This is a genomic window from Rheinheimera tilapiae, assembly GCF_042432165.1.
In the GTDB taxonomy this organism is placed as follows: Bacteria; Pseudomonadota; Gammaproteobacteria; order Enterobacterales; family Alteromonadaceae; genus Pararheinheimera; species Pararheinheimera tilapiae.
This window is the reverse complement of sequence record NZ_JBHLXP010000003.1, coordinates 490,119-503,051: the sequence shown is the minus strand read 5'-3', so window position 1 is coordinate 503,051 and position 12,933 is coordinate 490,119. Positions and strand designations below refer to the sequence as shown.

The window sequence follows — 12,933 nt, the reverse complement described above, 5'->3', positions numbered from 1 at the left end:
ACTTGCCTGTTGGTATCGTTGTCGACTGACGTGCGTCGCGTTACCATGCAAACAGAGTTCCGGCGCATCTGCAGCAGGCTGTAGCCCGATCGAGATCAAGATCAACACGCCCAAAACTCAGGGTCTTATAAAAAACAACCAGGAATTATCCCGATGAAAAATATCTCTGTACTGGCGCTGAGTGTCGCACTGGCGCTTGGTTTGACCGGCTGTGAAAAAGCCGCACAGGCGCCGGCTGAAACGCCGGTTGTTGCAGCAGCTCCGGCCAAAACTCTGGTGTCAGGTGTTGAGCAGGAAAACTTTGACCCCGCCGTCAAACATACTGAAAACTTCTTCTACAGCGTAAACGGTACTTGGTTACAAAAAACCGAGATCCCGGCTGACAAGTCAAACTATGGTTCTTTCACCAAACTGTATGACGACTCACAAGTGGCGATGCGCACGATCATCGAATCTGCCGCCGCGAAAAAAGACAAAGTTGCAGGTACTGACGAACAGAAGCTTGGTGATTTCTACACCAGTTATATGGACGAAGCCGGCATCGAAGCCAAAGGCGTGACACCAATCAAAGCCGATTTAGACAAAATCGCTGCGATCAAAGACCACACTGAACTGGCTCGCGTGATGGCTGAATTCCAGCTGGCCGGCACTAGCCTGCCATTTGGCTGGTACGTCAATAACGATGCCAAAGCGTCGACGCAAAACGCCTTATATCTGGGCCAGAGCGGCCTGGGGTTACCGGACAAAGACTACTACTTCAACAAAGACGCCAAGTTCGACACTATCCGCACTGAATATCAGAAATATCTGGTCGACATGCTGACTTTAGCCGGCGTGGCCGAACCTGCGAAAGCTGCAGAGCGTATTTATGCGCTGGAGCTGAAGATTGCAGAGAAACACTGGAGCCGTGTAGAAAACCGCGATGCGGACAAAACCTACAACAAATTCAGCAAAGCCGATTTAACCGCCAAACTGGGTGCTTTCCCGTGGGAAGAGTATGCCAAAGTCGTCAAGCTGGATGGTGTGTCAGACATCATTGTTGAGCAGCCAAGCTACTTCGAAGCATTTGCCGGCATCTATAAAGACACGGATCTGCAAACCTGGAAAGACTACCTGAGCATCCGCTTTGTGTCTGAATATTCAGGCAAACTGAGCAAAGCTTTTGTTGACCGTCAGTTCGCCTTCTACGGCACTGTGTTGTCAGGCACCAAAGAGCAGCAACCACGCTGGAAAAAAGCTGTGAATGCTTCTGATGAAGTGCTCGGTGAAATCGTTGGCAAACTGTACGTTGAGCAACATTTCAAACCAGAAGCGAAAGAACGCATGACGGTGCTGGTCGACAACCTGATCAAAGCTTATCACCAGAGCATCGACACGCTGGAATGGATGACGCCGGAAACGAAAAAAGCCGCGCATGAAAAGCTGAACAAGTTCACGCCAAAAATCGGTTACCCGGATAAATGGAAAGACTACAGCAACCTGAGCATCAAAGGTGATGATCTGGTTGGTAACTACAAAGCAGCAGCACAGTTTGCCTACGGCCAGATGACGGCCAAACTGGGTAAACCGGTTGATCGCTCAGAGTGGTTTATGACCCCACAAACGGTCAATGCTTATTACAACCCGGTCAACAATGAAATCGTGTTCCCGGCAGCTATCCTGCAACCTCCGTTCTTTAACCTGGATGCGGATGACGCGGTGAACTACGGCGGCATCGGTGCGGTGATCGGTCACGAACTGGGTCATGGTTTTGACGACCAGGGCGCCAAGTTTGACGGTGACGGCAACCTGCGCAACTGGTGGACTGACGCCGACAAAGCCGAGTTCGAAAAACGCGGTAAGCAGTTAGTCGCGCAGTACAATCAATACTCACCACTGGAAGGTATGCACGTTAACGGCGAGCTGACTCTGGGTGAGAACATTGGTGACCTCGGTGGCCTGACCGTGGCTTTGAAAGCTTATAAACTGTCGTTGGCAGGCAAAGAAGCGCCAGTGATGGATGGCTTCACTGGTGAACAACGCTTCTTCCTGAGCTGGTCACAAGTCTGGCGCCGTAAAGGCCGGGAAGAGTACTTGCGTAACATGCTGACCACAGATCCGCATTCACCAAGCGAGTACCGTGTGATTGGTATCGTGTCGAACATTCCAGAGTTCTATGACGCGTTTAACGTCAAACCAGGTGACAAGATGTACATTGCACCGGAAAACCGCGTCAAAATCTGGTAATTCGTCTGCCAGCTTGTAAATAAATCAGAGGCCGCGCTAAGCGGCCTTTGTGTTATTTGAAGTCGCAGTTTCCATTCAGCTATCGGCGCTTCGCTGATTTCCCGCCCAACAATTTTCCGTATCATTGTTTTAAACGCCAGCCATTCACCAAACTTATAGCCACTATAAGCAGTGCGGCATATACTTCGGTGTCATTTACGGCTGATTTTTCTTATAATCCAGTCGTTTGATTTGCTGCAAACCCGCTTGAGCACAGGCTTGGGTGGACCAACCAGAGGACATTACCGTGCTGCAACAATACCGTGAACACGTCGCCGAACGTGCTGCCCAAGGCATTCCTCCGAAGCCGCTGACTGCGCAACAAGTGGCTGATTTAGTCGAATTATTAAAGAATCCTCCTGCCGGCGAAGAAGCATTCCTCGTCGACTTGCTCGAAAATCGTATTCCACCAGGCGTTGATGAAGCCGCTTATGTAAAAGCCGGCTTTTTAACTGCGGTTGCCAAAGGCGAAGTACCAAGCCCGTTAGTGACTGCTGAACGCGCCACAGAACTTTTAGGCACTATGTTCGGCGGTTACAACATCCAGCCAATGATCGATTTGTTGGACAGCGACAAGTTAGGTGCTATCGCCGCAAAGGGCCTGTCACACACGCTGCTGATGTTTGATTCTTTCCATGATGTGAAAGAAAAAGCCGACAAAGGCAATCAGCACGCGAAAAACGTACTGCAAAGCTGGGCTGATGCCGAGTGGTTCTTAAGCAAGCCGGCTATTCCTGAAAAAATCACTGTGACGGTGTTTAAAGTCACTGGTGAAACCAATACTGACGACCTGTCACCGGCACCAGATGCCTGGTCACGCCCGGATATCCCGCTGCACGCTTTAGCCATGCTGAAAAACGAGCGCGATGGTATTGTGCCGGATGCCGCAGGTTCAAAAGGCCCGGTCAAACAAATCGAAGCGCTGCTGGCAAAGGGTTTCCCTTTAGCATACGTGGGTGACGTGGTCGGTACGGGTTCAAGCCGTAAATCTGCCACTAACTCAGTGTTGTGGTTCATGGGCGATGATATGCCATTCGTGCCAAACAAGCGCACTGGCGGTGTTTGTTTAGGTGGCAAAATCGCACCAATCTTCTTCAACACGATGGAAGATTCTGGTTCATTACCAATCGAGCTGGATGTAAACAGCATGGCGATGGGCGATGTGATCGACATTTTCCCACATCAGGGCGTGGTGAAACGTCACGGCACTGAAGAAGTGATCTCGACGTTTGAACTGCGTTCTAACGTGCTGTTAGACGAAGTGCGCGCCGGTGGCCGTATTCCGCTGATTATCGGTCGTGGTCTGACTGACAAAGCCCGTGAAGCGCTGGGCCTGGCTCATTCAACCGTATTTGAGCGTCCTGCAGTGACTGAAGTCACCAACAAAGGCTTCACGCTGGCACAAAAACTGGTTGGCAAAGCCTGTGGTGTCAAAGGTATTCGCCCTGGCCAATACTGTGAACCAAAAATGACGACAGTCGGCTCACAGGACACTACCGGTCCGATGACGCGTGACGAGTTAAAAGATCTGGCTTGTTTAGGCTTCTCTGCTGACTTAGTGATGCAGTCATTCTGTCACACGGCGGCTTATCCGAAGCCGGTTGACGTCAATACCCACCACACGCTGCCAGATTTCATCATGAATCGCGGCGGTATTTCACTGCGTCCGGGCGACGGCGTGATCCACAGCTGGTTAAACCGCATGTTGCTGCCAGATACAGTTGGTACTGGTGGTGATTCGCACACCCGTTTCCCACTGGGTATTTCATTCCCGGCCGGTTCAGGTTTGGTTGCTTTCGCAGCCGCCACAGGCGTGATGCCGCTGGATATGCCTGAGTCAGTACTGGTGCGGTTTAAAGGCGAAATGCAGCCAGGCATCACCTTACGTGACCTGGTCCACGCCATCCCTTACTACGCCATTCAGCAAGGTCTGCTGACCGTTGAGAAGAAAGGTAAGGTCAATATCTTCTCTGGTCGCGTACTGGAAATCGAAGGTCTGGAGCATTTAACTGCTGAGCAGGCATTCGAGCTGTCAGACGCCTCTGCGGAGCGTTCAGCAGCAGGTTGTACTATCACGCTGTCTGAAGATTCAGTGAGTGAGTACCTGCAATCGAACATCGTGATGTTGAAGTGGATGATCAGTGAAGGTTACGGCGATCTCCGTACCATTGAGCGCCGCATCAACGCGATGGAAGCTTGGCTGGCTAATCCAAAACTGGAGCGGGCAGACGCTGATGCTGAATACGCAGCAGTGATCGACATTGATCTGGCCGATATCAAAGAGCCAATCCTGTGTGCACCAAATGATCCGGACGATGCCCGTCTGTTGTCATCAGTTGCCGGTGAGAAGATTGATGAAGTCTTTATCGGTTCATGTATGACTAACATCGGTCACTTCCGTGCAGCTGGTAAATTGCTGGATAAGTTCAAAGGTCAAATCCCGACCCGTCTGTGGATCGCTCCACCGACCAAAATGGATAAAGACCAGTTAACTGAAGAAGGTTACTACGGCATCTACGGCCGTGTCGGTGCGCGGATCGAGATCCCGGGTTGTTCACTCTGTATGGGTAACCAGGCTCGTGTTGGCGACAACACCACAGTGGTGTCAACTTCAACCCGTAACTTCCCGAACCGTTTAGGTCAGGGCGCTAACGTGTATCTGGCCTCGGCTGAACTGGCTGGCGTAGCATCGATCATCGGTCGCTTGCCAACAGTTGCGGAATATCTGGAGTATGCGAAACAGATCGAAACGACGGCTGCGGATACGTACCGCTACCTGAACTTCCATCAGATGAGCCAATACACCAGCAAAGCATCGAACGTAATTATTCAGCAAGCTGTTTAATTTATTCGTTCGCTAGCAAAGCCCGCAGCTGCGGGCTTTTGTCTTTTCAGGGACCGTCTGTCAGCCTAAGACCTGTTTTGGAGTCGGTATGGAACATGATTTTATTTATCTGCCGGATAGTCGACGTTATCTGCTGAAACTGGCGCCGGAACAACATGCCTTGCAGTGTTTTTTGCTGGAAGAGTTTACCTTGCGGGCCGCTAGCTACCAGCCGTTGCTGGATGCGTTGCAACAGCTCGGTCTTTATAGCGAATATCAGTTTGATGGCCGTGAGTATTCCTTGCAGGTGGAACGGATGGAAGTCAGGGTATTTCATCAAAGCTGTGATCAACAACACGCAGATGACCAGTTTCTCGAAGCTGAACTCAGCACAGATGACGCTAACCTGCAATCCGAGTGTGGCCTTGAAGATTTAATTCAGCTACTGCAAGCCTGGCAACAATTTCTGCCTGCCTGAAAATCCTGCACCTGCATCGGGAAGATACGCACCAACATGGTGCGTTTTTTTTGCACGAAAACCCAGCGATTGTCCTAACTCATTGTATCTAAATAAATAAAAAACTTGGCACACGACTTTCTTATACAAATAGCAACAGCAACAAGTTGCCCGGGCCGATTTGCGCCGGTCCGGGAATCAATGAGGATAAAAACTATGAAACTCGTAACAGCCATCATCAAGCCATTCAAGCTTGACGATGTCCGTGAAGCGATTGCGGACATTGGGATAGAAGGCCTGACCGTGACGGAAGTCAAAGGGTTCGGGCGGCAAAAAGGCCACACAGAATTGTATCGTGGCGCGGAATATCAGGTGGACTTCCTGCCGAAGGTCAAACTGGAAATTGCAACTTTGGATGAGAATGTGGACCGCTTGTTACAGGCGATCCAACAGGCTGCCCACACCGGCCGGATCGGTGACGGTAAAATTTTCGTTTATGACCTTGAGCAAGTGGTACGGATCCGTACCGGCGAAACTGACGCAGAAGCGATCTAGTAGGAGTCCATCATGCAAGAACAGATTTATCATTTACAGTTTGCCATGGACACCTTCTATTTTCTGGTGTGTGGCGCCCTAGTTATGTGGATGGCGGCTGGTTTCGCCATGTTAGAGTCCGGCCTGGTCCGGGCGAAAAACACCACAGAAATTCTGACCAAAAACTTTGTGTTATATGCCATTGCTTGTTTGATGTACCTGATTTGCGGTTACCAGTTCATGTACGGTGGCGGTTTCTTCCTGTCTGGTATCGAAGCATTGAATGTCGATGAAACTTTAGCCAGTATTGCCAGCCGCGAAAATGGCTTCACTGGTAAAGCAGCGTATTCAAAAGCAGCCGATTTCTTCTTCCAGGTTGTGTTTGTGGCGACAGCGATGTCGATTGTCTCAGGCGCAGTGGCTGAGCGGATGAAACTGTGGGCATTCTTTGCTTTTGCGGTCGTCATGTGCGGTTTCTTGTACCCGATGGAAGGTTCATGGACTTGGGGCGGTCAGCCAGTATTCGGCCTGTATAGTTTGGCTGATTTTGGTTTCTCTGACTTCGCTGGTTCAGGGATTGTCCACCTGGCAGGCGGTGCCGCAGCGTTAGCCGGTGTGTTATTGCTGGGTGCACGTAAAGGTAAATACACTAAAGATGGCAAAGCACACGCGTTCCCTGGTTCAAATATGCCATTGGCAACGCTCGGTACCTTAATCCTGTGGATGGGCTGGTTCGGCTTCAACGGCGGCTCTATGTTGAAGCTTGCGGATATTGGCAATGCACATGGCGTCGCAATGGTGTTCGTCAACACCAATGCTGCTGCTGTTGGTGGTGCTCTGGCTGCTCTGGCTGTATCCATGGTGCTGTTCCGCAAAGCAGACTTAACGATGGTGCTTAACGGTGCTCTGGCAGGCCTGGTCGCTATCACGGCAGAACCTTCAACACCCACGCCATTGCAAGCGACGATTTTTGGTGCGGTAGCGGGTGTGCTGGTGGTCGCTGCGATTATCGGTTTTGACAAAATCAAAATTGATGACCCGGTTGGCGCGATTTCAGTGCACGGCGTAGTGGGTTTCTTTGGCCTGATGATTGTGCCACTGACCAAAGACAGCGCGTCGTTCCTTGGCCAATTCGTTGGTGCGGCCACTATCTTCGTCTGGATTTTCGTTTGCAGTCTGATTGTCTGGGGTGTACTGAAAGCCACTATGGGCATCCGCGTCAGCGAACAGGAAGAATATGAAGGTGTAGACCGTTCTGAGTGTGGTATTGAAGCATACCCTGAGTTTGTGTCGACCTTAAAGTAAGCAGCCTGAGGAGAGCCGGTGGGGCTTCTCAGGAGCGAGTGTCCCGCCCGGCAGTGCCTGTTGAGACTGCCGAGGCGGGATACTGAACCCTTACCACCAAATCGTCTATCCTTGTCCTTTGTCTTCTAAGACGACCCCACCGGTACTTGCCTGTGGGGTTTTTTATTTATGTGCGGACAAAAACCAATCTATCAGCAAGGCTTTCGTCTGAAAAGTAGGCAAAGCAACGATTTAGAATATTTCATCTGTCAGTGCTCACCTATCGAGGTCGAATCGTCATGATCTGCTGGTGCTGTCTTATACGAGTCCCCGTCACTTCGTCAGTCTGAGAAAACTGACGCAAGGCCGGGAAAGAGAATACACAGATAAAAACTGATTGGCTCATACCCTGCCCACTGAACATTTTTCTGGCTGAGTAGACTTTTATTGCAGAATCAGGGGCGTCAAAAACAGGAAAGCCGCATCCTTTTGGGATGCGGCCACCGTAATACTTTAACAAATTCCATTTCTAACCCAGAGGGCTGTCTTCCCTGGCTCCCGAAGGAGATTCACGCGCTGTGAAGGTTTTAACATCCGTGCTCATAAAACGCTGCCAGTGCAGTATCCTACTTCAAGCCAATCCTGGCTTTCCATTCCTTACAGGTATCATCCTGATACCTCTGCTACATCCTATAGCGTCCTATTCCCTTGAGTATCATCCTGATACCTCTGCTACATCCTGTAGCGTCCTGTTCCATTGGGTACCATCCTGATACCACTGCTACATCCTGTAGCGTCCTGTTCCATTGGGTACCATCCTGATACCACTGCTACATCCTGTAGCGTCCTGTTCCCTTGGGTACCATCCTGATACCACTGCTACATCCTGTAGCGTCCTTGTTTGTGTTATTCAATCCCTGAACAACACCTGCTCTTCCAGAGCGACTACTCCATTGGCTGGCTTCCTGCCAACACTACCGTTCCCGGTATCCATATCCATAGAGACTTCACCCTGAAATCTCAGCTCTTCCTGAGCCTGTCCATGACAATCTGACTTATCAACCATCCTTGATTGAGCTTTCACAACAACTGCTGTGATGTCGTCCTGACCAGTGAGATAATTATGCCCCGAATTTATGAGAGTTTTGTTGCTGTGAGCCAAGTTAGGCTCAATCAGAATCGAACAATAATCACACGCGATAAATAAAGTTAAATAAATACAATTGCTTATGTGGTTTTTTGGCTCAAGTTCACTGACCAAAAGGCGCTTTAGCCTACTCAAATGTGAGACATATCTCACAAAGCTCACGCAGATTTGGCGCCACTAACTTTTTTAGTTAGCATGGCGACATCTACTACCTGCAATGCTGGGACTATGGCAAGAGAACAATTGGGTGTCTGTGCAGAACCAAACCTACACGGGTTGTTGTTGTTGATGAATGCTTTAGATGGGCACGAGCACCATATCCGGCGAGTGCTTGGTCTTATCCCTGGTGTGATTCAAAAGCTCACAGATCAATTTTCCGAAGCGAATCTGAATGCCGTCATTGCGATTGGTCCGGGTTATTGGGATGCGCTTTATCCGGCGCAGCGGCCTTTGGATTTTCAGCCATTTTCACCTCTACTCGTAGACGATCTGGCGATGCCTGCTGTGCCTTATGATGTGTTGTTGAAGATCCGAGCAGATCGATATGATGTATTGCATCTTGCTATTCAGCAATGTTATCAGCAGCTTATGCCACATCTTGAGTTGGTCGAACAAACCCATTGTTTTCGTTTTATGGATGGTCGTGATTTGACCGGTTTCATAGATCAGCCACATTCGCCACGTGGCCGCAAAAAACGCGAGTTAGCACTGATATCCGAGACATCACAACCAGCGTTGGCGCAAGGCAGCTATGTGTATTACCAGCGCTATAGGCTTGATTTAAACCGTTGGCAACAACTGACTCAACAACAACAAGAAGTTATCATTGGCCAGCGAAAACTGGATGGTCGGCAGTTGCCGATGGCGCAGCTAAATGAACAAAGCCACGCGGTTAAGGCTGGTGTGACAGATGATTTTGGCGAGTTTTACCCGCTGGTGTTTCAAAACATGCCGTTTGGTCAACTGAAGGTCCAAGGGTTGGTTATTCTGGCTTGTTCCGCTGAGCCAACTGCCTATCTGGCATGGCTAAACCGGCGTTTAGGCGACTCAGGAGGGCAAAACTACGACTTGTTACTGGATTATGTTCAAGCAGATAGCGGTGCGGCTTTTTTCGCACCATCTATCTCGTTTCTTGAAGATCAGGCAGATTTGTGAGGCTGCTTTTAACGAAGTATCCGAAAAAGTCAGACCTTTTCAAATAATTCCGTCACTTTTTTCAGTGTGAAATTTATATTTTTAACGCTGGTCGGCGCGATAAATATAGTGTCGTCACCGGCTATAGTCCCCAATACGCCTTCAGCTTTACCTACCGAATCCAGCAGTCGGGCAATTAACTGTGCTGCGCCTGGACTAGTGCGGATAATAATCATCACATCATTGTGCTCGATATCGAGGACAAGCTGACGCAGCGGGCTTTTGGTCGTTGGTACCCCTAATTCGGGTGGGAGGCAGTACACCATTTCCTGGCGCGCGTTTCGGGTACGGACTGCGCCGAATTTACTCAGCATCCGGGAGACTTTGGACTGACTGACGTTATCAAATCCTTCTGCTTTCAGTGCATCCACAATGTCGCTCTGAGAACCGAATCTTTCTTCTTTCAGCAGCGCTTTAAAGGCTTGGATCAGCGCTTCCTGTTTGGTTTGTTTGGTCATAGTTACCAGTTAATTTACTTAATTAAGTCTTACTCAAGCATCATGCATCAAAGCATACCATAGCAAAAACCACTGTTGGATCCAGTGAATTCTTTGTTCAGTGCAAGAATGTGATGAACTATGGGTTTTACTGAATATTGTCCTATATTGGTCTGGTTAAATAATGTGCTGCTACTTTGGTATAAGTCATTTGTAATTTGCGCCGTATTTCAGTATTGTTGGCGCGTTTTTTTCGGTGAACCGACAATTGGAGATAAGCATGAAAGTTACCGTTTTAGGTGCTGCTGGTGGTATAGGTCAGGCCCTATCTTTATTACTGAAGTTAAATCTGCCTGCTGGTACTGATTTAGCGTTATATGACCTGGCTCCGGTGACGCCGGGTGTTGCTGTAGACTTGAGTCATATCCCAACCGCGGTAAAAGTGACGGGCTATGGGAAAGACGATTTGCATACCGCTTTAGCGGGTGCAGATGTTGTCATGATCCCGGCCGGTATGCCACGCAAACCAGGCATGGACCGTTCTGATTTGTTTAACATCAACGCCGGTGTAGTTAAAACTCTGGCCGAAGCCATTGTTGTTCAATGTCCAAAAGCGCTGGTTGGTGTGATCACTAACCCAGTGAATACTACTGTTGCTATCGCAGCTGAAGTATTCAAAAAAGCCGGAACCTATGATGCAAAACGGTTATTTGGTGTAACGACTTTGGACGTAATCCGCGCAGAAACATTCATTGCGGAATTAAAAGGTAAAAACCCTGCTGAGCTAATCGTTCCGGTGATTGGTGGGCACAGTGGTACTACCATTCTGCCACTGTTGTCACAAGTTAAAGATGTGACTTTTACCGACGAAGAAGTTGCTGCTCTGACTTACCGTATCCAGAACGCCGGTACTGAAGTGGTTGAAGCTAAAGCCGGTGGCGGATCTGCGACATTGTCGATGGGTCAGGCTGCTGCCCGTTTCTGTATATCACTGATCAAAGGCCTGCAAGGCGAGACAGTTACTGAGTACGCTTATGTGGAAGGCAATGGAGAACATGCACGTTTCTTCGCTCAGCCGATCACTCTGGGTAAAAACGGCGTAGAAGCACTGTTAGACATTGGTGCTTTAAGCGCATACGAACAAAAAGCAATGAACGATATGCTGCCGACTTTAAAAGCAGATATCACGCTTGGTGAAGAGTTCGTCAATAAGGCTTAATATCAGGCCTGAGAAAAAAGCCAGCATCAGCTGGCTTTTTACGTTTTAGCGCTTGGAGAAAGCTGCTCTAGTGAGAGCGTTCTACGGCAATATCAGCCAGTGTCATTAGAGCGTTTTTGTAAGGGCTGGGCGGTAAAAACTCAATAGCCTGTTTGGCTAATTCCGCTTCCTGTTCAGCAAGATTTCGGGTGTAACCAAAAGCGTTTGTATCGTGCATTGCAGTCATAATGGCGTCGAAGTGTTGCAAACCATTCCCTTCAACAATCGCTTCACGAATTAATGCCTGTTGCGTTTGATTACCGTGTTTCAGGGCATGGATCAATGGTAAGGTCGGTTTGCCTTCAGCCAGATCGTCGCCGATATTTTTGCCGAGTTCATGCACATCTGCCTGGTAGTCCAGAACATCATCAATTAATTGAAATGCAGTACCGAGGTGTAGGCCATAAAGACGCATTGCTTCAGTCGTTGTAGCGTCTTTGTCAGCTAGTATTGCTGCCAGTTCGGTTGCGGCCTCAAACAGACGTGCTGTTTTGCAATAAATGACTTGCATATAACTCTGTTCGGTTGTGTCAGGGTCATTTACGTTCATCAATTGCAGTACTTCACCTTCAGCAATCACGTTGGTTGCATCTGCGAGGATCTGCATGACGCGCATGCGCTCCAGCGACACCATCAGTTGGAAAGCCCGTGTGTACAAAAAGTCGCCCACCAGGACGCTGGCCTGATTACCAAAAACTGCGTTTGCAGTTTCTTTGCCACGACGGAGCATCGATTCATCGACGACGTCATCATGCAGCAAAGTAGCTGTGTGGATAAACTCTATAATGGTCGCTAGCGTTACATGCTGCACCCCCTGATAACCGAGTGCGCGTGCCGCAAGGACTGCAAGTAGCGGGCGTAAACGCTTACCTCCGCTGTTAACAATATAAATGCCGAGCTGATTGATCAGCGCAACGTCAGAATTCAACTGAGAAAAAATATGTTCGTTCACGGCAGTCATGTCGTGCTGGCTCAGTAAGCGGATTTCATCGAGCGTCATGCGGGGTCAGTTAATTCAGGAAACCAGAATGACTGGATTCTACAACAACAACGAAAGTGGCAAAACTAAATCTCGATCCTTTTTGTTGGTTGATGATCTTTTTAATATTTGTGCTTGCGAGGGTAGGGGAAATTGCGTACAATTCGCGCCCTGTGAATCTAATTAACACGCCCCCTCTGCGGTTGGCGTGATCTGTACGGAGTTCTAACTATGTACGCGGTTTTCCAAAGTGGTGGTAAACAGCACCGTGTGACTGAAGGTCAAACCCTTCGTCTAGAAAAACTGGACTTAGAGATGGGTGCAAAGGTTGAGTTTGCTGCCCTGATGATCGTAAACGGCGACGATGTAAAAATCGGTACTCCAGTCGTAGAAGGCAGTAAAGTTACTGCGGAAGTGGTCGCACATGACCGTGGCGATAAAGTTAAAATCGTCAAATTCCGCCGTCGTAAGCACTACCGTAAACAAGCTGGCCATCGTCAGTGGTTTACTGAAGTGAAAATTACTGGCATCAGCGCTTAATTTCAGGAGTAACG

At 49.1% G+C, this 12,933-nt stretch carries 10 protein-coding genes; 8 read left to right on the top strand and 2 right to left on the bottom strand.

Going from position 1 to position 12,933, the window contains the following annotated elements:
- Nucleotides 1-153 precede the first annotated feature (153 nt).
- The 6 genes from ACFFJP_RS13140 (at nucleotide 154) to ACFFJP_RS13115 (ending at nucleotide 9,666) form a co-directional block, all read left to right on the top strand.
- Nucleotides 154-2,226: a M13 family metallopeptidase gene (locus ACFFJP_RS13140; RefSeq protein WP_377244699.1), complete on the top strand. Its 2,073-nt coding sequence runs from the start codon at nucleotides 154-156 to the stop codon at nucleotides 2,224-2,226.
- Nucleotides 2,227-2,512: 286 nt separating this feature from the next.
- The gene (gene acnB, locus ACFFJP_RS13135; RefSeq protein WP_377245719.1) at nucleotides 2,513-5,110 is read left to right on the top strand and encodes a bifunctional aconitate hydratase 2/2-methylisocitrate dehydratase; all 2,598 of its coding nucleotides are present in this window, start codon (nucleotides 2,513-2,515) and stop codon (nucleotides 5,108-5,110) included.
- Between the two features lie 88 nt (nucleotides 5,111-5,198).
- Nucleotides 5,199-5,567: a YacL family protein gene (locus ACFFJP_RS13130; protein WP_377244696.1), complete on the top strand. Its 369-nt coding sequence runs from the start codon at nucleotides 5,199-5,201 to the stop codon at nucleotides 5,565-5,567.
- Between the two features lie 195 nt (nucleotides 5,568-5,762).
- Entirely contained in the window at nucleotides 5,763-6,101 is a 339-nt protein-coding gene (gene glnK / locus ACFFJP_RS13125; RefSeq protein ID WP_031566939.1) for a P-II family nitrogen regulator, read from the top strand.
- 12 nt (nucleotides 6,102-6,113) lie between these two features.
- Nucleotides 6,114-7,385 (top strand): ammonium transporter AmtB, encoded by a 1,272-nt coding sequence (amtB, locus tag ACFFJP_RS13120; protein WP_377244693.1) that lies wholly within the window; start codon nucleotides 6,114-6,116, stop codon nucleotides 7,383-7,385.
- 1,354 nt (nucleotides 7,386-8,739) lie between these two features.
- Entirely contained in the window at nucleotides 8,740-9,666 is a 927-nt protein-coding gene (locus ACFFJP_RS13115) for a Dyp-type peroxidase (protein WP_377244690.1), read from the top strand.
- A 29-nt stretch (nucleotides 9,667-9,695) separates the two neighbouring features.
- On the opposite strand, the gene argR is transcribed toward ACFFJP_RS13115, so the two are convergent.
- Complete coding sequence (gene argR, locus ACFFJP_RS13110; RefSeq protein WP_208932069.1) at nucleotides 9,696-10,163, bottom strand: transcriptional regulator ArgR; 468 nt, start codon at nucleotides 10,161-10,163, stop codon at nucleotides 9,696-9,698.
- A gap of 259 nt (nucleotides 10,164-10,422) precedes the next feature.
- Between argR and mdh the strand changes: the two genes are divergently transcribed.
- Nucleotides 10,423-11,361 (top strand): malate dehydrogenase, encoded by a 939-nt coding sequence (mdh, locus tag ACFFJP_RS13105; protein WP_377244687.1) that lies wholly within the window; start codon nucleotides 10,423-10,425, stop codon nucleotides 11,359-11,361.
- 67 nt (nucleotides 11,362-11,428) lie between these two features.
- Here the strand turns inward: mdh and ispB are convergent, their stop codons facing one another.
- Entirely contained in the window at nucleotides 11,429-12,400 is a 972-nt protein-coding gene (ispB, locus tag ACFFJP_RS13100; RefSeq protein ID WP_377244684.1) for an octaprenyl diphosphate synthase, read from the bottom strand.
- Between the two features lie 210 nt (nucleotides 12,401-12,610).
- Here ispB and rplU point away from each other — a divergent pair, with 210 nt between their 5' ends.
- Nucleotides 12,611-12,919 (top strand): 50S ribosomal protein L21, encoded by a 309-nt coding sequence (gene rplU / locus ACFFJP_RS13095; RefSeq protein ID WP_031566951.1) that lies wholly within the window; start codon nucleotides 12,611-12,613, stop codon nucleotides 12,917-12,919.
- Nucleotides 12,920-12,933: the final 14 nt, after the last annotated feature.

What these genes read in the sequence shown, in the direction of transcription:
- rplU (WP_031566951.1), top strand. Translation starts at nt 12,611, where the DNA reads ATGTACGCGGTTTTCCAAAGTGGTGGTAAACAGCACCGTGTGACTGAA.
- ACFFJP_RS13130 (WP_377244696.1), top strand. Translation starts at nt 5,199, where the DNA reads ATGGAACATGATTTTATTTATCTGCCGGATAGTCGACGTTATCTGCTG.
- ispB (WP_377244684.1), bottom strand. Translation starts at nt 12,400, where the DNA reads ATGACGCTCGATGAAATCCGCTTACTGAGCCAGCACGACATGACTGCC.
- glnK (WP_031566939.1), top strand. Translation starts at nt 5,763, where the DNA reads ATGAAACTCGTAACAGCCATCATCAAGCCATTCAAGCTTGACGATGTC.
- argR (WP_208932069.1), bottom strand. Translation starts at nt 10,163, where the DNA reads ATGACCAAACAAACCAAACAGGAAGCGCTGATCCAAGCCTTTAAAGCG.
- amtB (WP_377244693.1), top strand. Translation starts at nt 6,114, where the DNA reads ATGCAAGAACAGATTTATCATTTACAGTTTGCCATGGACACCTTCTAT.
- ACFFJP_RS13140 (WP_377244699.1), top strand. Translation starts at nt 154, where the DNA reads ATGAAAAATATCTCTGTACTGGCGCTGAGTGTCGCACTGGCGCTTGGT.
- ACFFJP_RS13115 (WP_377244690.1), top strand. Translation starts at nt 8,740, where the DNA reads ATGGCAAGAGAACAATTGGGTGTCTGTGCAGAACCAAACCTACACGGG.
- mdh (WP_377244687.1), top strand. Translation starts at nt 10,423, where the DNA reads ATGAAAGTTACCGTTTTAGGTGCTGCTGGTGGTATAGGTCAGGCCCTA.